General features: G+C 64.8%; 22 protein-coding genes and 1 pseudogene. All 23 read right to left on the bottom strand.

Annotated elements, in window-relative coordinates; all coding sequences use genetic code 11:
• Positions 1-1,635 (bottom strand): annotated as a pseudogene (locus AC56KW_RS25120) (hypothetical protein); the annotation flags it as partial.
• Entirely contained in the window at positions 1,635-2,570 is a 936-nt protein-coding gene (locus AC56KW_RS25125; RefSeq protein ID WP_497173356.1) for a hypothetical protein, read from the bottom strand. The gene AC56KW_RS25125 and the pseudogene AC56KW_RS25120, both read right to left, overlap by 1 nt.
• Positions 2,567-8,056, bottom strand: a complete 5,490-nt coding sequence (locus tag AC56KW_RS25130; protein ID WP_497173357.1) for a phage tail length tape measure family protein — start codon at positions 8,054-8,056, stop codon at positions 2,567-2,569. The genes AC56KW_RS25125 and AC56KW_RS25130 overlap by 4 nt, the downstream gene beginning before the upstream one ends.
• Positions 8,057-8,063: 7 nt before the next feature.
• Entirely contained in the window at positions 8,064-8,372 is a 309-nt protein-coding gene (locus AC56KW_RS25135) for a DUF1799 domain-containing protein (protein WP_497173358.1), read from the bottom strand.
• 17 nt (positions 8,373-8,389) lie between these two features.
• Positions 8,390-8,821, bottom strand: a complete 432-nt coding sequence (locus AC56KW_RS25140) for a phage tail assembly chaperone (protein ID WP_497173359.1) — start codon at positions 8,819-8,821, stop codon at positions 8,390-8,392.
• Between the two features lie 99 nt (positions 8,822-8,920).
• Positions 8,921-9,571 (bottom strand): phage tail tube protein, encoded by a 651-nt coding sequence (locus AC56KW_RS25145; protein WP_497173360.1) that lies wholly within the window; start codon positions 9,569-9,571, stop codon positions 8,921-8,923.
• A 114-nt stretch (positions 9,572-9,685) separates the two neighbouring features.
• Positions 9,686-10,039: a tail completion protein gp17 gene (gp17, locus tag AC56KW_RS25150; RefSeq protein ID WP_497173361.1), complete on the bottom strand. Its 354-nt coding sequence runs from the start codon at positions 10,037-10,039 to the stop codon at positions 9,686-9,688.
• Entirely contained in the window at positions 10,036-10,533 is a 498-nt protein-coding gene (locus AC56KW_RS25155; protein WP_497173362.1) for an HK97 gp10 family phage protein, read from the bottom strand. Before AC56KW_RS25155 ends, gp17 begins: the two co-directional genes overlap by 4 nt.
• A gap of 11 nt (positions 10,534-10,544) precedes the next feature.
• Complete coding sequence (locus AC56KW_RS25160; RefSeq protein ID WP_497173363.1) at positions 10,545-10,853, bottom strand: phage head closure protein; 309 nt, start codon at positions 10,851-10,853, stop codon at positions 10,545-10,547.
• A complete protein-coding gene (locus AC56KW_RS25165; protein ID WP_497173364.1) occupies positions 10,850-11,395 on the bottom strand; it encodes a head-tail connector protein in 546 nt (181 codons plus the stop codon). Before AC56KW_RS25165 ends, AC56KW_RS25160 begins: the two co-directional genes overlap by 4 nt.
• Positions 11,392-12,933 carry a LamG-like jellyroll fold domain-containing protein gene (locus tag AC56KW_RS25170; protein WP_497173365.1) on the bottom strand — a complete coding sequence of 514 codons (1,542 nt, stop codon included), beginning with the start codon at positions 12,931-12,933 and terminating at the stop codon, positions 11,392-11,394. Before AC56KW_RS25170 ends, AC56KW_RS25165 begins: the two co-directional genes overlap by 4 nt.
• A 10-nt stretch (positions 12,934-12,943) precedes the next feature.
• Complete coding sequence (locus AC56KW_RS25175; RefSeq protein ID WP_497173366.1) at positions 12,944-13,309, bottom strand: hypothetical protein; 366 nt, start codon at positions 13,307-13,309, stop codon at positions 12,944-12,946.
• Positions 13,309-13,734, bottom strand: coding sequence for a hypothetical protein (locus AC56KW_RS25180; protein WP_497173367.1), 426 nt, complete (start codon positions 13,732-13,734; stop codon positions 13,309-13,311). Before AC56KW_RS25180 ends, AC56KW_RS25175 begins: the two co-directional genes overlap by 1 nt.
• Before the next feature lie 2 nt (positions 13,735-13,736).
• Positions 13,737-14,153 (bottom strand): hypothetical protein, encoded by a 417-nt coding sequence (locus AC56KW_RS25185; RefSeq protein ID WP_497173368.1) that lies wholly within the window; start codon positions 14,151-14,153, stop codon positions 13,737-13,739.
• A gap of 10 nt (positions 14,154-14,163) precedes the next feature.
• Positions 14,164-14,343, bottom strand: coding sequence for a hypothetical protein (locus AC56KW_RS25190; RefSeq protein WP_497173369.1), 180 nt, complete (start codon positions 14,341-14,343; stop codon positions 14,164-14,166).
• A gap of 2 nt (positions 14,344-14,345) precedes the next feature.
• Positions 14,346-14,525 carry a hypothetical protein gene (locus tag AC56KW_RS25195; protein WP_497173370.1) on the bottom strand — a complete coding sequence of 60 codons (180 nt, stop codon included), beginning with the start codon at positions 14,523-14,525 and terminating at the stop codon, positions 14,346-14,348.
• Positions 14,526-14,584: 59 nt separating this feature from the next.
• A complete protein-coding gene (locus AC56KW_RS25200; RefSeq protein WP_497173371.1) occupies positions 14,585-15,889 on the bottom strand; it encodes a phage major capsid protein in 1,305 nt (434 codons plus the stop codon).
• A 4-nt stretch (positions 15,890-15,893) separates the two neighbouring features.
• Complete coding sequence (locus AC56KW_RS25205; protein ID WP_497173372.1) at positions 15,894-16,745, bottom strand: head maturation protease, ClpP-related; 852 nt, start codon at positions 16,743-16,745, stop codon at positions 15,894-15,896.
• Positions 16,723-18,006, bottom strand: coding sequence for a phage portal protein (locus AC56KW_RS25210; protein WP_497173373.1), 1,284 nt, complete (start codon positions 18,004-18,006; stop codon positions 16,723-16,725). Before AC56KW_RS25210 ends, AC56KW_RS25205 begins: the two co-directional genes overlap by 23 nt.
• A gap of 8 nt (positions 18,007-18,014) precedes the next feature.
• Positions 18,015-19,700, bottom strand: coding sequence for a terminase large subunit (locus AC56KW_RS25215; protein WP_497173374.1), 1,686 nt, complete (start codon positions 19,698-19,700; stop codon positions 18,015-18,017).
• A 10-nt stretch (positions 19,701-19,710) separates the two neighbouring features.
• Positions 19,711-19,914 (bottom strand): hypothetical protein, encoded by a 204-nt coding sequence (locus AC56KW_RS25220; RefSeq protein WP_497173375.1) that lies wholly within the window; start codon positions 19,912-19,914, stop codon positions 19,711-19,713.
• Positions 19,915-20,123: 209 nt separating this feature from the next.
• A complete protein-coding gene (locus AC56KW_RS25225; protein ID WP_497173376.1) occupies positions 20,124-20,441 on the bottom strand; it encodes an HNH endonuclease in 318 nt (105 codons plus the stop codon).
• Positions 20,438-20,659: a hypothetical protein gene (locus tag AC56KW_RS25230; RefSeq protein WP_497173377.1), complete on the bottom strand. Its 222-nt coding sequence runs from the start codon at positions 20,657-20,659 to the stop codon at positions 20,438-20,440. The genes AC56KW_RS25225 and AC56KW_RS25230 overlap by 4 nt, the downstream gene beginning before the upstream one ends.
• Positions 20,660-20,673: the final 14 nt, after the last annotated feature.

Below are 20,673 nucleotides of genomic sequence, written 5' to 3' on the forward strand. Positions count from 1 at the left end.
GACGGCGTAAATTTTTTCTCGGACCTGTGAGCTGGCGGGGGTTCCGCCATTGACGAATTGGCCGATCACGAGGCAGCGCTTCACCATTGGCGCAAGCCATTCGAACGAGCAATCCGTACGCTCGATTACATCGGCTGCAGAAATGCCTGATGACAGATCATTCTTCCCGAGCCAGAGCAGCGCGACCGATGCGCGGTTCTCCATCCCCTTGTCGGGGATCATGGGGTACTCGGCCTCCATTTGAACGGCGCTACCTGCGACCGAGCGCGTGAAGGTGTGCCCGCCCCCTCCAGGCATCAGCGTCCCGTGCACGCCGTTGATAGTTCCCGTATAGGGGAGTAAGGCGCTTGTCAGGGTCGTGTTCGTGCAAGTAACCGCGACTGGACCGGACGGCGGGATTGCTCCGCCGGAAACCCTCAGAACTGCCGGGATCGACCCCATGCGAGCGCACGAATCAGTTGACCATTCACCACCGCGACCACCATTAAAATAGCTAGCCACGCCGAAGCTGACAGCCATATCGGTGATTTCGGACTGGATCCCCTCCATCGAGGAGGACCCCCAGCCTGCCATCGTCGTCATGGTCGGGTACAGGGGTTGCAGATCGGAGCCGGGCGTATAGCTCTCCACAACCGAGACTCGCCTCAGCGCCAGCTTGTGCTGCATTTCGGCAATGCGCGGCGCCCATCGTTCAATTACCCAATCGGGTACCTGACCATCGGAATCGCGCACCACGAGGTCCGTCAGGCGCCCTTCGCTATCCATCACGCCAGCCAGGATGCCCTGATGCACGTGCTCGTCGTCCAGCCCCGCAGCACGGCGCACATGGGCCTGAGCATGCCCCGATGGTCCGCCGTCAGCAGCGCGCGCTTCCAGCCAGGTGCGGCGCATATCGCTATCGACAATAGATACCAGCAGATCCTCCGGTACCGCCGCCAGATTTACATCGGGGAGCTTCTTACTAATGCGCTCGCCGATGGCGCGCACTTCTGCAGCAGCCGGGTACCGCGACACTTCAACCGCCGTGCCCGCGTTATTCCGGTACATGATCATCGAATCTTTACCATCCCCCGCGGGCACGCTGAAAAAGCGGCCCGAAGCCGTGGCGGCGAGTCCAGCCGCGATATCGCGATATACGCCAGCGGTGAGCTGGGCCGCATCTCGCGCCGCTTCTGCGCCAGCACGCGCCGCCGATGCTGCGGCGCTGGCGCTCTCGACCTCATCCTTGTTGGCCGCAGTGAGGTCAATCCAGTTGATTTTGTCGACGGAGGGATCTCCGGTAAAAACAGCATCGGTCAGCTTGCGGTAGGTGTGTCCGTCCACGGGGCCAATGACCGACCTCCCTTTCGGGACATGCGTTCCGCTGACCCATAGCGGCGCGCCGACGACAGCGATAGCCGCCTCCATCGAAGCAGCTGCGGCCCGCGCCGCCGATTCTGCAGTAGCCGCTTTCGCCTCTGCCTCGGCCGCATTCTGCATCGCGCTCGCCGCAACGGCTTGCACTTCATCGTTGAACTTGTCGGCCATGTGCGTGCCGAACGCAAAAGCCTTGGCGTTGTAGTCACCGGCGGCCCGATCGGAAAGCGCTGGAAACGACGGGACTTCCGTCATCTGCGGTACGGGTTGAATTGCCATCAGATATTGCCCTCGACTTTCAGATTGATTGACGTTGTGCCGAAAGTGTCGGCACGTATGCTTCCGGTAACGAATCCCAGCGTATTGAGGTATCCATATCGCGGCAGGCCGCTCGCTTCGAACGGGACTGCTGTGTCGATAATTTCGCCAAGAAGCGCGTCGGCACGCATGGCCTGCTCCGCATCGATCACGATGCTGCAGCTCACGTCTCGGCTGGTAGCGCGACGCACAATCTTGTACGTACCGTCCGGGTTGTAGGTCCTCAGCGTCCGAGTCTTGCGATCCGACTCGGCCCCGTATCTCACGCCGCCGATCTCGCCTTCGCCGATGAACTGGCGCCAGTCCCCCAGCTTGATTGTGCCGATTGCCACCCTGCCTTCTGGGGCCGCCGAAAGCGTTATGGTTACCTCGACATCTGGTGAAATCGGAATCCCATCGAACGACATCTGCTCCGTTTGGACGAGAACAGAGAAGAGCAGCTCATACAGCCCGGCCGCCTGGCTGTACAGGTCGCCGCTCCATGAGCGAACCACCTCACCGCCAGGCGCCTTGCGCACGACGATGCTGTAGCTCGAGCCTTCCATCCCGTATATCGCCAGCCCATTCACGAACCCTGGCTGGATCACATAAGTCAGGGAGCCGACACCGGAGACTTTCGTGTTCGAATAGTCGTCAAACGGCGCCATGCGGTTGGTCGGACCCTCGCGATACCAGTAATTGATATCGCGATCCGGAGTGATCGAGCGGCCCATGTGCCCCAGCTTGCACGCCCAAACGGAACCGTTATAAGTTCGCTGATTACCGACCGTGTAGGTGGCGGCGGCAACCCATGCAAACTCACCGTTTTCCAGGTCCGGCTCTGGCGTTGTCGTCCCTGCCTTGAGCATGCTCGCGGTGATGTTGATCGGCACCATCACCCGTGCGCTTGTCGTCATGCAATCTCCTTTATCTGGACTGTGTTGATTACGTCCGCACGCATCGCATTCCCGCCATCCGTAGCGTTGTCGAACTGATCGGCAAGCTGCTCGGTGTTGCCAGCAGTGCGCTCGGCCGCTTCAGCGCCACGGTCGGCCGCGCCGCGCAGCGCCGCGACTTCTTCGCGAAGCATGCGAATCTCGGCGGCGAGTGCAGCACTACCTTGCTCCGGACTGGCCAGGCGGCGCATCAACTCGCGGTTGTCAGCCGCGGGGATGATGCGTTCGTCCTCGTGGACCATTGCCGGCATGTCGTACGGCACGCGGTTGGTGCCCACGGCAAACCCGCGCAGCTTCTTCTCGTCACTGCCCAGCAGCGCCTCGCGGACGGTGGCGGCGGACATCCCGCCGTTCATCTGCTTGACCCAGAACTGCAGGCCACTGGCGTCGGCCGGACGCCCGAAGATCTCCTGGTACAGCTTCTGCACCTGAGCTTCGGGAGACCCCTTGATGCCGCCGATTATCGTGTCGAGCGAGACCCCGTTGGCAGCCTTGTCCTTCCAGAACTCCAGCCCGTCCGAATCCGGTGCCCGGCCCAGCGCGTCCTTGTAGGCACCGCTGATTGCCGAGTTGGCGGAACTGACCGGGTTCGAACCTGCGGCCAGCACCGCGCCGCGCAGCGCTTCGAGGGCCTGCTCGATCGAGAGTCCCGTCACGCTGATGCCCTTCAGGACGTCGATCTGCTCCTGCTCTCGCTCGAGCATCAGGTCGTACTGCTTGACCTGGTCCTCCAGCGATTTCAGGCTGCGCTCTTCCACCGTCAGCGCCTTGTCCGTCAGGCCCGACAGGTCCTCGATACCGTTTCGGGTAGCGTAGAAGTCCCGCAGGTAGTCCTCTTGCGTGGCGAACAGCGCTGCTGAATCCCGGCTGACGATCGACAGCGCGTTCTTCAGGTCGTCGGCTTTGGGCAACTTGCCCGTGGCGCGCGCGATGGCCAGCGCCGCTTCGATCTGGGCCTGAGCGGCCTGGCGGTCTTCGGCCTCGCGGCCCTGCACCGTCATGCCGTCCAAGGTCGACCGCAGCGACTGCGACAGCGCCTCGATCGTCTGAATCGATTTCGTCCGGACGTCGATCTCGCTTTGCAGCGCCTTTTTCTGGCGCTCGACCACCTTCTGCAGCACCGAGAACGCACCATCCACGCCGCCCATCAGCGCGGCCGCATCCGTTTTCACCTGTTCGGTTGCCTTGGCGGCAGCCTGAAGGCCCCACAGTTGCAGCGTCGCGCCGCGCAGCGCCGGGTCCAGCGCCGCCAGGGCATTGGCCTGCTGCGCCGCCAGCACCGCGGCCGCGCCAGCCTTGTCGCCGTTCATCTCGTAAATCTGAGCCTGGAGCGACAGCAGCGAGTTCGCCGTTTCCAGCGCCGCCGCTTCGTCCTGCAGGGCATAGACCCGCTCTTGCAGTGGGCGCAGCGAAGCGTCCAGGTCGGCCAGTTCCATTGCGCGGGTTGCGGCCAGCGCGCCGGCCTTGTTGCCGAGCAGCTCCATGATCTGGATTTCGATCCCGCGCTTGCCGTTGGCCAGCTCGGTCGCCTTCTCCAGCGCATCGGCGTCGACATCGAAGATCTGCTTGAACGCCGGAGCGATCTGCATCAGGGTCGCGTATGCACGCGCGCCGGCCTCGGTCGTCAGGTCCAGCCCGGTGACCACGCTGCGGAACTGCTTCAACGAGTCTTCGGAGCCGGTCTTGATGCCGAACTGGTCGAGCGTTGGCGTGATGCGTGCTCGCAGCGAGTTCGCCCGCTCTTGGTCGGTGTAGAAATCCGACAGGAACTGGTCAGCGCTCGAGGTGAATTCGTCCAGGCCGCCGACCAGGTCGATCAGCCGCTCACGCGCGCCCACCGACGCCAGGCCCATTGCGCCGAACGTCATCCCCATCGAATCCGTGACCACCGTTACTGCCTGGTAGTTGGTGGCCACCCGGGTCAGCGTCTCGAGGTAGCCCTCGCCCACCTTTTGGAACTGCTCCAGGCCGCCCACGCCGAACTTGGCCAGGTCGTCGCCCACCTTCGAGAAGACGGACGACAGCTCCTTCTGGATCTCGTCGTCGGACAACCCTTTCAGGCTCACCTTGCCGATGTCGACCACGAAGCTATTGAGCTGCGCGGCGAAGCCATCGGCGCCGATCTCCAGCATGCCGCCCGCTTCGAACACCGTGTCGTACAGCGACATCAGGACGTTGGCGATCTGGCGGTTACCCTCCAGGCCCAGGCCTTCGAGCGCGGTGTTGTTCTTGTCCTTACCGAACCACCCGCCAGACTTCTTGATGTCCGCGTACTGCATCGAGTCGGTGCGGCCGTCCTGAATTCCCTGGAAGGAGATCGGGCGGACGGTGAAACCAGTGTCCTCGACAGTCTGCTTGCCGCCGAAAACGCTGGTGAGCGCCTTGCCGACGAAGGTCTTGCCGATGATCGCGCCCAGCGCTGCGCCCAAGGCCATGCCGACCGGGCCGCCCAGCATGAGCCCGATCTGGCTGGCGCCCATGCCGACGTAAGCACCGCCCATCGCGCCCAGCACTGCGCCACCGGCGGCGCCGCCGATGCCGATCGCCTTCGAGTCGAACACGTTCTTGCCCATGTCCTTGCCGAAGTCGCCGGTCACGCCCGTGGTGCGCACCAGCAGCGAGGCGAACTGCTCGATGCCGGCCTCGATGTTGCGCAGCGAGGTCAGCATGCCGTTGCTGATGCCCAGACCCTGGAGCGTGGCGCCCTCGATGGCGTCAAGCGCGCGCGCGATCGATTCCGACTTCGCGTCCGAGCCCAGCACCGAGCCGGTGCCCTGCTTTTCCTGCCGCTGCTGCGACAGGGGCACACCACCGCCCGACACGCCGCCGATGGCGACGCCCAGGCCGGCCACGATCGCCGCCATGGCAGCCATGCGGCCGAATGCCGTGTATGGGTCGCCGGTACCCTGGTTCAGCACCGCGGCAATGCCTTTCGGCACCAACTCAGCCAGCGTCATCGCCAGCTCGGCCGCGTGAAAGACCTGCGATGCGGTCTGCAGGGCCTTGTAGCCGCGGCTCTGCTCACCGAAGAAGCCAGCGGCGGCGCCGGTCATGGCGCCGTAGCCGGCCAGGCGGTTTTTCGTGTCCCGCTCGTTCAGCTCGGCAATTGTCCGCTGGTACTCAACCTCATCGATTCCCTTCGTGTTGCGCAGCATTTCCGCCTTCGCACGCTGCTCGGCGATCGCAGCCTGCTTGCGGCCGAAGGAATCCAGTGAAGCGGTCAGCCGGGAGATCGAGTCGCCGGCCGTGCCAAATGCCTCCCGCAGCGCGTCGCCGAACGTCTCTGCGCGGGCAGGGTCGAGGAACTGGTTGAGGTCGTCCAGGGCCTTTTTGTTCGTGTCGAAGGCGACCTGCTTGGCCGCGCCTTCGCGCACTGCAGTGGCGCGCTCACGGAGCGCCGCCGCCTCCTCACGGTAGCGTTCCGCCAGTTGGCCCGTGATGTCGAGCCCTTCGGCCATCCACACCTTTTCCTCCGCGCGCAGCGCCATGCTTTCGAGCCGAACAGCGTTCAGCTCGGCAAGCGCCACGGCTCCCAGGCCGACCTGCTCGTTTTCGCGCAGCTGCCCATCGAGGTCACCAGCAGCCTTGTTCCGCGCGTTGGCAGCGACGTCATACGCCTTGGCATATTCCTCGGCAGCAGTGATCATCAGCTTGCGATCTGCGATTTCCTGCTCGGCTGCTGCTTTGATCCCGGGCTGATTCGCCAGCAGGTCGGCCTGCTGCTTGGTCAGCTGCTCGAGCGAGATCGCGCCCTTGGCATACAGGTCGCTGAGCATCTTCCAGTCAGCGGCGAAAGTGCTGGTCAGCCCCGAGATCTCGGCCAGGGCCGCGGCCTCAGCGCGCATCGCATCCTCACGCTTCTTGGCGGCAGCATCCCAGTCACCCTGCAGCGCGGCTTTGCGGATCGCGGCGACTCGGCTCTCGATCTCGGCCTGCGAAACGCCAGCGGCGGCGCCTTCATTGCGCGCCTTGGTGATGTCCCGCTCGAGCCGGGCTGACTTGTCCAGGTATTTACCTGAGTCATCCAGCCATTTGATTCGCGCCTCGGCCGCCTGGGCGGCATCGCCCTCGGCTTTTGCCGCCGCCTCCAGCGCTGAGGTCTGCGCCCGAGCGGATTCGATCGCCGCCGAGTTAGCCTCCAGCGACGCCTTCCAGCGGCGCACGCCGTAAGTGTCGCCCCTCTCCTGGGCGCTGGCGATGTTCGACTCGATCATCTGCCGGACGCCCATCAGCGATTTGAGCTTTTCGAAGTCGGTGTTGCCACGGCCAAGCCCCAGCGTCCAGTCGGCCGCCTCCGACGTCCACCGCTTGATGCGCATCCAGCCGCGCTCCCAGTCAGACAGAGTATCCAGCACCTTGTAGCGCTGCTTCTCCATCCCCTCCGCATATGCCAGCTGGGCGACCGAGGCCGCCTCGGATGCGCGCCCTTGGTCCTCAAGGGCCTTGACTTGGGCATACACCTCAGCGGTTAGAAAGTGATACTTCTCGTTCAGACTCTGGAGCGTCGACAGCGGGCTCGAGCCAAGAGCATCAAATTCAGCAACGGTGTCGGCGATACTGCGGCCGAGAACGCGCTGGCCCTCGACTGCGACGGCGGCGAACTGCTGCATATTCAAGGCAGATACCTGGCTCGCACCAGAGAGTGCGACCAGTGCTTCAGCAGCATCACCCTGGGAGCCGGAGATGTCGCCGACACGGCGGGCGGCCTCCGCCATCTGGTCCGTGGTCGCGCCAATGGCGTTGCCGGACAGGGCGATAGCGCGGGCGTACTCATCCGCCTCTGCCGCTCCTTTTTTGTACACCACTGCCAGGAGGCCCACGCCGACCGCAGCTGCGCTGAGCGGAGTTACCAGCCTCATTACGTACTGGCCGACCGCCTGGAAAGCTTGCTGTACCCCCCCGAATGCATCTACGACCTGACCACCCTGCTGAATCAGGACCGTCATCGGGTCCATCCCGCCCTGCAGCGAGGTCACCACGTCGGTAATCTGCGCTGGCAACTGTTGGAGAGCGGCGCGGGTTTGTCCAGCGCTGATGCCGAGATCGTCGATGCCGGCGGCGCCGCCGAGCGCGGACGTGCGCGCACGGGCCTGCGCCTGCTCAACTGCGCGCAGCTGCTCGAGATATGGCTGCAGCACCTGCGGATCGACACCGCGCTGCTGCGCAAGGGTCTCGAAGTATTTCGAGCTCGAGCGCGAGCCAGCCTCCATCTGCGCGGTCGTGCGCTGAATCGAGCCGATCAGGTTGCGCTGCGCAGCCTCGACCTTCGCCGACGCCGCGCCGGCGCCGTTGCCGATGTCGCTCACCGCGCGCTCGGCGCGCTGACCCGACGCGGCGACCGAGCTGGCCATCTGGCCGGCCTGCTGGCTCAGGTCATCGAAGCCCGCGCGGGCGCCGGTGTTGTCGACCTCGGTAACAAATTGAATCCGCCGTTCTTCAGTCGCCATTGTTACCTCAGTCGTTTTTTACATGCATGGCCGCAAGGGCCTCATATTCCATGGCCCGAATGTCGTCCTCCAGGTCGAGGTATTCCTCGGCCGTCAGGTTCATCCGGTCCATTTTGTGAAACAGGGTGTTGTAGTCGAGCCCGAGCACACCGGACATGCCGGCGGAGCGCCACTGCGTGCGCAACGACACGAACAGGTTGTAGGCCGGGACGTTCTCCGGCCAGATCTCTACGACCTCATCGGGGAAGTCGTCCTCGGTCAGGCCTGCGGCCGCCATGTCCACCAGGTCCTTTTCGGTCAGGCCTGGCTTGTACATGGCGGCCGCGATCTGGGTTAGTTTCCCAGGCGGCCTTCGGTGATGGCTTCGCGGTACGCGGTGATGATCGCGGCGACGGCGGCCGGCAGCTCGTCGACCAGCTGCTCGACCGCTTCGCGATCGAACGGAATGTCCAGATTCCAGCCTTTGACCGATTTCAGGATGGAGTCGACGTTCACGTTCACCTGGTGCGCGACCAGGTCGGCCTGGCGGAATTCGGGCAACGGTTCGCCGGCATCGGCTGCTGCCTTGTAGCGGGCCGACTCCTTCTCCGCGCGCGCCGTGACAGTCGCCTGCAGGGTGTCCGTGAACTCAGCGTATTCCTTGCGAGTGCGGTACACGAATTCGACCTTCATGCAGCCGGTCGAGCCATCGAGCATCTGGAAGGTGATTTCCTTTTCGAACGACTCCGGGCGCTTACCGAGGACGATTTTTTGAGCTTTTGCCATGATTTTTCTTTCGGGAGGGGTAAAAAAGACCCTGCGAGGCGCTACCCCGCAGGGCTGGGAAGGCCAGCGCCGACTATTCGGCGCCGGCTGGCAACACGGTTACGAGGCGTAGCGGTTGACGCGGCTGCGCAGGGCGACGCCGCACTTGACGACCATGCCCTGGCCCTTGACCAGCGACGGGCTCGGATTGAAGCCCAGCACGCCGTTGTAGAGCAGCGGCGCGCCCGATGGCAGAACCACGCGGACCGCCGTCACGGACTGCGAATCAGTCGCGGCCTGCAGCACAGCGTTGTGTGGCAAGGTCGGATCGTCGGCGATACTCATGGCGATCGAGGAGGCCGAGAAGCCGTTAAACATCTGGATCTCGTCTTCGACGTCCAGGAATTCTTCGGTGTTGTATTTCGGATCGCCACCGGAGACGGTGAACTCCTTCATATAGGGCATGACGGTCCAGCTCATGACCTTGCGCAGCGAGCCCGCACCATTGCCGGCCGGGAAAGCCTTGACCGAGGTAGTGTCAAAGCCTTCCAGGGTGACGCTGGTGGTGGTTGCCAGCTTCACGCGGAACATACGCAGGTTTGCTTTCACCCAGCCGCCGCTGGTGAACTCGACGATGTCGCCGATCGCGAAGGTGTTGGTGGCGGTGGTCAGTACCGCCTCGGTTGCGTTAGTGGCAGCGGTGACCGAGATCGGCGCGCCGTAGGTGGTAGCGACCGAGAAGGTGCTGTTGTTGGGGACGGATACAGCCATGGTGAGGGCCTTTCGATAGTGAGAAATCCCGGAGTCCGGGCCATTGCGCGCCCTGATGGGCATGAAAAAAGCCGCCCGGCTTGCGCGGGGCGGCTTGGATTGGGTTTGGGCGACCTATCGGTCGGCCCAGATGCTGAAGTCTTGGCGACTGCCGTAGACAGCCATGTCAGCGTCGAAATCCGACACGCACGCGCTGAGCGGGCGAGCTTGGACGGTGCTAGCGCGGATCAGGGTCTCCTCAATCAGCTTCATCAGGCCTTTCGCCTCCAGCCGAGAATCGGCCCAGACGTTCACCTGAATCTCGGCGTTCTCCAGGCTTGGCACGGCGCTGTCGATGAAATCCGGCGCCTGGCCTCCTACCTGCTGGAACGTCACGTATGGCCGCACGGTGTTGGTGGGCGCAAAGTCGGGCGAGACGCGCGGGCAGACTGCCCGGATCAGCACCACCAGCTTTTCCTCAAGGATCATTCGATTGCCCTCAGAATCTCAGCGACAGCAGCCTCAAGGGCCTCTCGCTCTTTTACCGACGCCCTGCGCATGAACGGGTTCGCAGCGACCTGGCGCGGCTCCTTCAGCGTCACGTAGTAGGCATCCTTCTCCGCCTGCGGCGCGCGGCGCTTCGGCCGCGGTTTGCCTCGCATGCTCGGCCGAATTGCGGTGTACCAGTTGCCATCGCTGCCGACGTACGACACGTAGCGCTGGATATGCCCGAACTCGACCAGGTAGCCGTGCGGCGCCTTCCTCCAGTTCCAGCTGACGTGGTAGACCGCCTTGCCGGGGCTGCTGTTTTCTTCCGAGAAGGCCTGATAGACGCTATTGGCCAAGTTTCCTGACTTGCGAATCGCCATGGCGTTCCGCCGAGCCTCGAGATATAGCACCTGCGCCGCGGCCTGGGCCGCCGGTCGGGCTGCGCGCTCGATCGCTTCAGCATCCTGCTCGACGCGCTCGATGAACGAAGCCATGTCGACCCGAATCATTTCGCTGCCTCGCACACCAGGAACATGAACCGCGGATCGCGGTCGTCCGGAAGCGGCGGCGACTTGATCTCAAAGACCCACGCCTTGAACTTGACGCGCATGCTCGCATCGACGTCCTGGCGCGCGCGGATCCGGATAGACGCTTTCACCACCGAGGTCTCGGCGTTGGCCCGGATCGCTTCGGCGCCGCTCTGGAATTTGACGTACGCCCAGACCGGCGGCAGGTCGGCCCAGGCCTGAGTCGGCTGACCGATGCTGTCCTGGCCGGCTACGCGCCGCTGCAGGGTGATGCGGTCGTTCATCATGCGAACACCCGAAGCTCATCAAGCAGCTTTCCCAGGAATTCGCTCTTGGGCGTGCCCGCCGGCGCGAAGTCCTCGGACACCTTGCCCAGAATGTAGCCCTTGGCGTTCGGCGGTACCGAGGAATCGTCGGGGCCGTAGCCGCAGCTGTAGACGACCTCGACCGCGTTCACGCGCACCTGTGTCGCCGGCCAGGCCCGACGCGGCGCCGGCACGACATAGCCGGGCTCGCTCTCGGCGTCCACCAGGTAGTCTTGCGGGTCGAGCGTGCGCTGCACGCCGTTGGCGTCGTAGAACTTGACGTGCGCCACGGCCAGGATCGGCGGCTTGTCCAACTGGATCGCAGCCGGGAAGGCATCGAGTGTCAGCCGGTATGTCTGCTTGACGAACGCGCGGCCGGTTTCGTGCTCGGCCTCGCGGGTGTACTGCTCCACGACCTGGCGCAGCTCGGCGTCATGCTCCTCGCCGTCCACCCGCGCCGACGTGCGCGCAGCATCGAGCGACACCGCCAGCGCCGCCGGCGGGGTGATCAGTTTCAAGCTCATCGGGTCGTTTCCTGTATTTCTGGCGGCCGGTGGCCACCGGTTTGTGCCGGGCGGGTCGAGACTGCCGCGCGCTGCGGCGCGTAGCCAGCGCCAACCGGCGCCCGGGTGTATTCGACTTGGGAGCTGTATCGGAGCTGCACGTTGCCGCCGGCGATCGCCAGCTGCGCAGTGCCCACGCGCACACGGCGCGCGGCGCGCATGCCCGCCTGGCCGAATGACATGACCAGCGGCGCGGGCGAGACGACGAGACGGCGGCCGGTCAGGATGCGTGCGGCACCGGCGGCAAGCCGCAGCTGCGCGCCAACCACCGGCAGCCGGCGCGTCACGCGCATGCGGACGCTTCCGCCGCCTAGGGTCATCGCCGCGGCGGAGACTGGCAGCGTGTACGAGCCCGCCAGCGGCGCGGGGGCGTACTGCATGCCCACCGGGCCAGCGGCCAACGTCAGGGACGCCGGGGCAACCTTCAAGCGCCGACCAGCGCGCAACGCGACACCCTGCCCCGTCACGGCCAGCGCCGCCGGCTGCACACCGAGCCGCCGCGACACCGCCATGCGCACCTGGCCAGCCAGGACATCGAGGGCAGCAGGCTGCACAGTCAAGCGCCTCGAGGCGCGCACCGAGACAGGCCCGGTCGCCAGGGCAAGCCCGGCAGGTTGAGTGCGCAGACGGCGCGCCGCGCGCATTGCGACCTGGCCGGCCGCCACCGTCAGCGCCGCCGGTGCCGCGCGCAACCGGCGCGACACCTTCATGCCCACCTGGCCACCGGTCATAGTCAGCGCAGCGCGGTCGACCGTCAGCGAGTAGCTGGCAGCCGCTTCGGCCGGAGCGTCGTCGTCTTCGCCCTCGAAGATCTGCCAGGGGTTCTGGTAGTCGGACAGCGCCTCGCGAGCGGACAGTGCGCCATCATAGAAGACGACGTCTTGCAAACTGCCCAGGCCAAAAAGCGCCGTGCCGTTTCGGCTCATTAAATTGAGAGTCGCGCCGCTTGCCCAGCCCTCGCCTTCTCCGCCCGGATCCAGCGCGATAGCCGGACTTTGCGCAACCCCGTTAATGTATAGCGCCGGAACTGTTGTCCCGTCGAACACGATCATGTACCGGTGCAATTGGCCCGCACTTGGCCTGGCAAAATTTGATGAAAAAGTAGCCGTGTTACGGTAGGCGCCGAAAATTTCTACCCGACCCGACGAGCTATTAGGATCGAATGCGAACCCGCCTGAAAAACTCGGCGCCGCATCGGGCGTTAGCTCAAATGCAAGTCGGTCATCGTTTGCGAAGGCATCCCACGATAACCAGAATGCGATCGACAGCTTCGGCTTGTTGGACAGGTTGAACGGTACGCGCGCTCGCTCGCCACTGCCTGAACCTCGCAGGGCGATACCCCGCGGCGTGGCCTGGGTAGAGCCGCCAGGGCCAAACGTGATCGGATCACCAGACACCAGGCCCCTCTGGGCAATGCCCAGCGGAAGGTACTCCAGGACTCGCGCACCAAGTGGGTTGCTGCGGTTCAGCCGTATGAGCCGCTGCGGCTGATAGCGCATCCCTGGCATATCAGCCCACCTTGGCCTGCAGGTACGACTCGACCGTTACCGCGTTCGTGGTGTTGCCGTAGGCGAGCACGCGCGCGTACATCACGCCCGCGCTCATTGGGACCGAGCCGCTCGAGACACCGCTCGCACCGGTTGTGCCACCGACCATGAAGTAGTCGTACCACTTAGCGCCGTCGTGCGACGTCTGCAGCACCAGGGTGCATGGGATGGTCGGCGCGCTGGCTCCATTCGTGATCTTGTACGCCCACTCGCCGCCGGCGAAGGCGCGCACGTCGATGGCGGCGCCAGCGACCGGCGCCGCAGCGGTGGTGCCGGCCGGGACGTTGGTCGATGCCAGAATGGTGACAGGCTGTTTCGTGATCGCCATTATTTATTGCTCCCGTCGGGGTGGAACAACGCCTCGCCAACCTGCTGAGCGGTCAGCGGGTCGGGATGCAGGCCGAGGGCGCACAGCGCGTCGGCGTTCGCCTGTGTGACGGCGCCGGCGCCGACAAAAGCCTGCAGGGAGGCTTGCACCAGCGCCGAGCCGATGCGCAGCCGGCCCTGCTCGAGCAGCGGGCGCACATGGCGCATGTCCAGCTGCGCCTGGATGAAGTCGATCAGCTCGTTGCCCGCGCTGATCCCGATCACATCGATGATGGTGCCGTAGCCGACCTCGCGGTCGTTGCCCCGAGCGCGGCCCGCCGACAGCAACTCGGCTAGCGCCTGGCAGTCCTTGGCCGCGAGCGCCGCGGCGCAGTCCGGCCGGGAGTGCGCCTGTTGACGCAGTTCCGCTTGTTGGTCTGGGGTCATGGTCAGGCCACCGTCAGCACGCCGGCGTCAGGATCGAAATCGAGGGTGAGGTTTTCGCCATCGGCCAGCGTGATGCTCGAGCCATAGTCGACATAGCCGACCAGTGGCTTGCCGGCGGCGGTGTCGTTGTACACGACGGCGAAACGCAGGGCTCCGACGGTCCCGCCGGTGGCGGTAATGACCTCGTCGGCGATCGCCACCTTGGCGACGCCGGCCGCGTCGGTCAGGGTAACGCCGTCCAGGGCGTAGCCGCCGGCCGGGTATGCGCCGCCGGAAATCTGGGTGATGTCGGCCAGCACCGCGGCGCCGGCCGCCGGCGCAACGTTTGTCAGCGCGGCCTTGAAAGCGTGCGATTCGAAGTTGTGCACGCCGCGCAGCACCGCCTTGGCGAACGCAGGGAGTTTTTGCAGGTTTGCCATGTGCGGCCTTTCATTGCTCGGCGAGCCGCGCAGCGATGAACGCCAGCAGCTCGTCGTCGGCCTTGCCGACTATGTCATCTGGGGAAATCGACACGCGGCGCCCTGGCGGGCCCAGCATGACGACGATCGTGCCCGGCACTTCCGCCTCGGTGCGCACTGTGGCGAGCCAGGCGGCATGTGCGGGGCTCATGGTTACTTTGCGGCGCGGCCGCGCTTGGCGGGCGCCGTGGCCTCGCCTTCTTCCGACTCGTCGAACGCGCCGAGTTCAGTCGCAGCCGATTCCAGCTCGGGCGGGCACTCATCGCCGGGCGCGTAGTCGACCGGGTAGATCTGTCCATCGGGCACGCCCTGGAATTTCTTGGTGAATTGCATTTCGCTCTCCAAATAAAAAGGGCCCGGCATCAGCCAGGCCCTTTTCGGTCACGCCGCTGTTACGCGGCTGCGATGCGCATGAACTTCATGCACTGTGGATCGTCCAGGCCACCGCCGACGCGCTTGGTCGTGTAGAACGACACGAACGGCTTGTTGGTGTACGGGTCGCGCAGCACGCGCACGCCCACGCGGTCCAGGATCTTGTACGCGCGCTTGAAGTCGCCGAAGGCGATTGCCAGCGCGTTGGCGGCTACGCCCGGCATATCCGGGATGTCGGCGATCGAGTAGCCCGCCAGGGTCGATGGCTGGCCGGCCTGCAGCGTTGGCTGCCACAGGTAGTTGCCGTCGGAATCCTTCAGCTTGCGGATGCGCAGCATCGTGTTGCGATTCATCGCGAACTTGGCGCCCCCGGTGTAGGTCTCGGGCAGGGCGTAGACCAGATCCAGGATGCCGTCGCCAGTGATGGCGCCAGCCGCGCCGGAGGCGATTACTTCGATGCCGCCCAGGGCGTGCAGGTTGGTCCCGCCCGCGGCGTAGGTCAGCAGGCCGCGCGGCTTTTTGGTGCCATCGCCCGACACGAAGGCCTTGCCCTCTTGGTAGGCGAACTCGACATCCACCTCGCCGGCCAGCCATGCTTCCAGGTTGATCTCGCTGTCGTCGAGCATCTGCTGGGTGGCTGCCGGATTGGCGTAGATCTCGCCCCAGCTGTAGCCCTGCTCGGCCAGCTTCGGGGTATTGGTTTCCGGGCGGAGATCGGTTTCACCGACCCAGCCGGAGGTGGTGCCGCGCAGGTTGACGAGCTTTTTGTAGCCGCTGCCGCCGACCTTCTGGACAGTGCACAGCGCGCGCATCGGCGACACGATCAGCAGCTTGTCGGTGATGGTGCGGTCCCATTCGACCGGCGAGGTGTAGCCGCCGTCTTCGGCAGCGCCCTTGTTCAGGGCGGCCTGGACGTCGCCGCGGCGCATGTGCGCCTGGAACGATTCGCTGTATTCCCTGTCCTTGAGCGGGCGCGCGCCACCGGCGCCGCTCATTTCCATGGCGGCCATCTTGGTGGTGTTGGCGTCGATTGCAGCTTGCAGGTTGGCGATGTCGTCATTGATCTTGTCGACTTTGGCAGCCTGCAGTGGATCATTGATGCCAGCCTTCATCTCCTTCAACTGCTGGGTGTGTTCGTCCTTGAAGGTGGCGAATGCCTGGTTCAGCTGAGCCACCAGCGCCTTGACGTCGCCCTCGGCGCGCACGCCGCTGACGATGCCGCGCGGGACGGCCTTGCCGGGACCGCTGATGACGCCGCTTGCGGCTTTTTTCGATGCTGCCACCAGCGCAGCGGCCTTGGCCAACATGGTAGGGTTGGTTTTCATTGTTTCATCCTTGCAGAGTATTCAGTAGGGATTGAAGCGTCGCTTCAACTTGTGGGTCGTTGCCAGCGCCCGGCGTGGCATCAGGTTCTCCGGCAGCGCCCGGCTTGCCGTTGAAGAGCGCGTTGAGCGTCTCGCGGCGCGCCGACCGGCTCAGTCCGGACTTCGCAAGCGAGGACTCGACGGTGGCCAGCACCTTCGTTTGCTGGGCGGCCTTGGTGTCCTTGGTGATTGCTGCGCGGTCAAGCTTGCCAGTGGCGAAGCCCTTTGCAACCGCATCGTTTGCGCCGATGTACGTTTCCTTGTCCATCATTGCTTCGATCTCGGCCGGCTTGATGCCGGTGCGCGCCGCGTAGAGGTCGCGCATGGCGTTGTCGAACGGCTCGAGGTAGGCAGCTGCCTCGGTCATGTCGTGGCGGTTGCCGGCGGCGACGACCCAGGCGTTGTGGATCATCAGGTGCGATCCCTCGCCCATGTTGATCTCGTCGCCGGCCATGGCGATCACAGAGGCCGCCGACGCCGCGATGCCCATCACGTTGACCGTGACCCTGGCCGAGTGGCCGCGCAGCAGGTTGTAGATCGCGACGCCTTCGAAGAAGTCGCCGCCTGGCGAATTCAGGTTCACCACCACGTCCTTGTCGCCGATGCTGCGCAGCGCGGCGCCGATCCGGCGGGCGGTGACGCCCTCGCCGTCCCACGTCTGGCCAATGGGCGCGTACATACTGATGGTCTCGGGACGGTCGCCGGCTGCGGCGCGCACGCCCGGCTCCCAAGCCTCGAGCGCATCCTGGCGCAGGTCGAAGTTCGCCGACGCCATGCGGGCGTCAGCCCGGATTTCAGGTAGTTTCAGCAGGGACATTCGTTTTCCTCATGAGGGGGCTTTCGAGCGACTCGGCAGCCGGGTCGTCCGATTTCGGCAATTCTTGGAGGTCTCGCACCTCGTTCGTCTTCATCCACGGCGAGCTGCCGCCGGACCCGAGCGCCTTGGCGAAGAAGTCGGCCTGATCTTTCAGCGTGCCGCGCAGGAGCGCGCGCTCGTTGAATTTGGCGTAGTAGAGATCGCGGTCCTTTTCGCTGAGCAGCTTGAGAGCAATCTCGTCTTCCCATATGGTGAACCAGTGCTGCAGGCCGTACTGAACAAAGAAGATGCCCAACTGCTCGATCCCGCTACCCCAGGACGTGTCGTCCATCATCAGCAGCGGGCGCGGCACGCCGAAGGCTCGGGCGACCTCCTCGATCTGGTGATCGCGCCCTTCTTCGAGCTGGGAGTCGCGCGCCGAATTGGCCCATTTCTCGGCCTTGATGCCGCTCTCCAGCACCATCCACTTGTGCGCGTGGTCGGTGCCGGAGTACCTGGACTCCAGGCTTTCCTGAATGTTCTTGATCTGCTGCGGATTCAACTTGTTCGGATATGACAGCGCGCCGCCGGCCATGACACCGTTCTTAAAGATGCGCGCCGCCGCCTTCTGCGCCTGGATCGCCAAGCCGATCGATTCACGCGCTTTTTTTACCCGGGACAGGCCGACCAAGCCGTGCTCGTCCTCGGAGAGGTCGGCCAGGTGGAAGACGTCGCGGGCTTCGAGCGTAAGCAAGCTGCCATCCGGCCGCTGCACTTCGTATCGCACCGTGAAGTCATCGTTCATCTTCGGGGTGACTTTTCGCGGATCCAGTGGGATCAGGCGAACCACCGTGTTCCCGCGCCAAATAACTCGCGCGTAGGCGTTCCCGTGCAGCAGCGCGCGCAGCTGCATGGTGCTCTTGAACTTGTAGGGGCCCTGGTACTCATTGGGACGGCTCTTCAGCACCCGGTAGAGCGAGTGATCGACCGCGTAGGCCTTCTCGTCGCCCCGGACCGTGAGGTTCAGCGGCAGCATGCCGATCGATTCGGAGATCAGGCTCACGCAGCGCAGGACCGCCATGTTCTCGAGCGCCTTCGATGTGGTGACGTACTCGCCGCTGGCCGTCTCTCCGCCCCGCATAAAGTCGAACAGGTCGGCGCTTGTGAGTGCGGCTGACGGAGCTTCTACCTGCTGCTGCGCTGTAGGGCCGGCCGACTGGTCGGCTAGGCCACCCGCCTGGGCCGTGGCCGCGCCCGGCCAGAATCGGTCGAAAAATCCCATGGGGTTCCTTAAAACATGAGGATGCCGCGCTCGCTGTACGCAGATTCAACGGCAACTGGGTTCAGCGCCATGAGCGAGACCGCGCTGAACGCGGACATCAGGGGGTCGATCTTGGCCTTGCCGGAGGCTTGTTTCGTGATCAGGATTGCATTGCCCTTATCCTCGACGCGGGCATTGCCGACGCACCAGGCCATCATCGGGCGGCCGCCATGCAGCAGCTCGCGGCCGGCGACCTTGCGCTCGGTGGTCTTGATCGCACCGTTCAGCCGGTAACCCTGCGATATCGCGATGATCTGCTCCATCTTGATGCCGCGAGCCTCGGTGATCAGCTCGTCGACGACGTCGCCGATGCCGGCGGCGTCGACGCCGATGCTCTTATCCTCTGGCAGCAGGCCGGAGTCGCGAACGAAGCAGATCAGGTCGGCCACTGCCATAACGTCGTCACCCGGCTGGGCCACGATGGTCAGGTCGCCCTCGCGCTGGAAGTCCAGCAGCCGCGGTGCGATCTCTTTGCGCCGCTCGAGCGCAATCTTGTGCGCCCAGGCGTGGCACCAGAGGAGCCATTTGCCGGTGTCGCGCTCGCGGCCCAGAACCGACAGGCCCAGCAAGTCGTCCAGGCCGCCGCCGTCGATGCCGATGACCGCGACTTCGGACCGCTCGAGCAGCGTATCCAGGGTGATAGTGCGGTCGACCGCGGCTTCCCAGAAGTCGGCTCCGGCCCAGCGATCCGACCGCAGGTTCAAGCCGATCTCAACGTTCAGGTGCTTGGCCATGAACTCCTTGAATTCCTGCTCGCCGGCCTCCTTCGCCTGGCTGCGCAGCTGGGTAATGCGCTCGATGTCGACCGAGGCGCCCCAGTTCGGGTTCGTGACGTAAGCGTTCTCCAGGTCCTCGTAGGCCTTGGCCTCGATCATCGAGGCCGGGAACTCGTAGATCACCGGCAGAAACTTGCGATCAGAAACCTTGCCATCGCGGACCTTGCGGGCGTAATCCAGCTTCGCCTTGAATACGCCCGCCGGCGGCTCGGCCGACTGCGTGGTGGCGTAGATGACGAAACCCTCGGGCCGCGAGGTCAGGCCGCCAGTCGCCTCGAGCAGCATGTTGGACGCGTGCGCCTTCTTTCCGAACTCGTGCAGCTCGTCGACGAACACGAAGGACGCCTTCTTGCCGGAGACCGTGTCGCTGTCAGCGGCGACGACCTTCAGCGTAGCGCCGGTGGTGCGGTGCGTGATGGTGCGGAAGTAATCCTGCACCTTCAGCATCGATTCCAGCTCCGGGTCAGCCTTGATCATGTCGCGGATCGGCTTGTAGCTGTTGTCGGCGATTTCCTTGGTCGGGCTCAGGATCAGCAACTCGGCCGATGGCCGCCAGTTCATAATCAGCGCGCACAGCATGATGGCCGCCGCGATCGTGCTCTTGGCGTTCTTCTTGCTGACCATGAGCATGATCTCGTTGATGTGGCGCCTGCCCGTCTCCGGGTCCTCGGCGCCGAACACCGCCTCGACAAACTCGCGCAGCCAAGGCAGCGAAGCGGCACCGACCGTCGGCTGGCCAGCAACATCCACCAGGATGAAGCTGCTACAAACGTCCCAGGCCTCAGCCGCCACGCTAGGGAAAAGCGGCGGAAGTGCTATCAGCGACTCCCGCGCCACGATCCGGCGCTCCCAGTCTGGACACGCCGTCGTGTAATCCATTCGTCAACTCCTAATGCTTCACAGCCCCAGGCGGGCCGGTCCGCGCTGCGAACCTGCCGCTCGGCTGGCCGACTGGGTCCGTCTTCGGATCCGGCTTGCCCTCGCCCATTTTCTTGTGGCGGAACGGCGCCGCCAGGCCTGCGGCCTTGAGCCGCAGCGCAGCCGGCAGCGCCGGGTCGTTCATGAAGGTCTCGAGCGCGTCGAGTGGTGTCATGCCCGCCGTCGAGGGGGCATATTCAGCCCCGGCGTTCTCGGGTTTCGGCTTCCGGCCAGCGCCAGCGCGGGCACCGCCGCTGCGTCCTTTGACTCCAGCCATTTGAATTCCGATTTGAAAGGGGGATTTTTTTGCGCGTGCGGTACATGTCGGTGTCTGAGGCCTTCCGCCCCAGACTTTGCCCCCACCCCCACCCCAGCGCGCCGGGATCAGCCTCGGGCGCGGGCGCGCGCCTCACGCGCTGACTTGGCGTCGTGGCAGGGCTGGCACAAGGTTTCTTTATTGTCATCATCGTCCGTACCGCCATCGGCGAGCGGGATGATGTGGTCAACCGGATAGCCAGTGGTGGTGCGGCCCTGCCGCTTGCATTCCTGGCACAGGCCGCAGTCGCGCGCACGGATGCGCTTGCGGTCCAGCACGCCGGCATAGCCACGCTTGCGCTCGACCACGTTCGGCCGCTCGGTCAGGGTGGGCAGGCGGGCGGTGCTGATTTGCAATCGGGACTTGAGGGTGGTGAGGCGGCTCATGGCGCCGGCGGGACCAGCGCCGCGACTTCGTGCAGCAGCAGCCCCGGCTTGCCGTATCCCTTGGCCTGCAGGATCTCAGCGGCGCGCTCAGCCTCGACCAGACGCTCGCAGATGCGATCGATGGCGGCGCCGTCGGTGACGTGGAAGACCAGCGCCGGACGGTTGCCGGTGACCGCGCGCACGATCTGGTGGCGATACAGCAGCTTCGGCATGCTCATGGGCGCACGTCCGC

It is taken from the genome of Telluria sp. RT2P19, assembly GCF_059685725.1.

Bases quoted from the DNA above. Each gene is read 5' to 3' on its own strand.
- AC56KW_RS25230 (WP_497173377.1), bottom strand. From the start codon at position 20,659: ATGAGCATGCCGAAGCTGCTGTATCGCCACCAGATCGTGCGCGCGGTC.
- AC56KW_RS25140 (WP_497173359.1), bottom strand. From the start codon at position 8,821: ATGGCAAAAGCTCAAAAAATCGTCCTCGGTAAGCGCCCGGAGTCGTTC.
- AC56KW_RS25195 (WP_497173370.1), bottom strand. From the start codon at position 14,525: ATGCAATTCACCAAGAAATTCCAGGGCGTGCCCGATGGACAGATCTAC.
- AC56KW_RS25170 (WP_497173365.1), bottom strand. From the start codon at position 12,933: ATGCGCTATCAGCCGCAGCGGCTCATACGGCTGAACCGCAGCAACCCA.
- AC56KW_RS25210 (WP_497173373.1), bottom strand. From the start codon at position 18,006: ATGGGATTTTTCGACCGATTCTGGCCGGGCGCGGCCACGGCCCAGGCG.
- AC56KW_RS25155 (WP_497173362.1), bottom strand. From the start codon at position 10,533: ATGGCTTCGTTCATCGAGCGCGTCGAGCAGGATGCTGAAGCGATCGAG.
- AC56KW_RS25205 (WP_497173372.1), bottom strand. From the start codon at position 16,745: ATGTCCCTGCTGAAACTACCTGAAATCCGGGCTGACGCCCGCATGGCG.
- AC56KW_RS25165 (WP_497173364.1), bottom strand. From the start codon at position 11,395: ATGAGCTTGAAACTGATCACCCCGCCGGCGGCGCTGGCGGTGTCGCTC.
- AC56KW_RS25180 (WP_497173367.1), bottom strand. From the start codon at position 13,734: ATGACCCCAGACCAACAAGCGGAACTGCGTCAACAGGCGCACTCCCGG.
- AC56KW_RS25160 (WP_497173363.1), bottom strand. From the start codon at position 10,853: ATGATGAACGACCGCATCACCCTGCAGCGGCGCGTAGCCGGCCAGGAC.
- AC56KW_RS25215 (WP_497173374.1), bottom strand. From the start codon at position 19,700: ATGGATTACACGACGGCGTGTCCAGACTGGGAGCGCCGGATCGTGGCG.
- AC56KW_RS25135 (WP_497173358.1), bottom strand. From the start codon at position 8,372: ATGTACAAGCCAGGCCTGACCGAAAAGGACCTGGTGGACATGGCGGCC.
- AC56KW_RS25175 (WP_497173366.1), bottom strand. From the start codon at position 13,309: ATGGCGATCACGAAACAGCCTGTCACCATTCTGGCATCGACCAACGTC.
- AC56KW_RS25225 (WP_497173376.1), bottom strand. From the start codon at position 20,441: ATGAGCCGCCTCACCACCCTCAAGTCCCGATTGCAAATCAGCACCGCC.
- AC56KW_RS25145 (WP_497173360.1), bottom strand. From the start codon at position 9,571: ATGGCTGTATCCGTCCCCAACAACAGCACCTTCTCGGTCGCTACCACC.
- AC56KW_RS25190 (WP_497173369.1), bottom strand. From the start codon at position 14,343: ATGAGCCCCGCACATGCCGCCTGGCTCGCCACAGTGCGCACCGAGGCG.
- AC56KW_RS25125 (WP_497173356.1), bottom strand. From the start codon at position 2,570: ATGACGACAAGCGCACGGGTGATGGTGCCGATCAACATCACCGCGAGC.
- AC56KW_RS25185 (WP_497173368.1), bottom strand. From the start codon at position 14,153: ATGGCAAACCTGCAAAAACTCCCTGCGTTCGCCAAGGCGGTGCTGCGC.
- gp17 (WP_497173361.1), bottom strand. From the start codon at position 10,039: ATGATCCTTGAGGAAAAGCTGGTGGTGCTGATCCGGGCAGTCTGCCCG.
- AC56KW_RS25200 (WP_497173371.1), bottom strand. From the start codon at position 15,889: ATGAAAACCAACCCTACCATGTTGGCCAAGGCCGCTGCGCTGGTGGCA.
- AC56KW_RS25220 (WP_497173375.1), bottom strand. From the start codon at position 19,914: ATGACACCACTCGACGCGCTCGAGACCTTCATGAACGACCCGGCGCTG.
- AC56KW_RS25130 (WP_497173357.1), bottom strand. From the start codon at position 8,056: ATGGCGACTGAAGAACGGCGGATTCAATTTGTTACCGAGGTCGACAAC.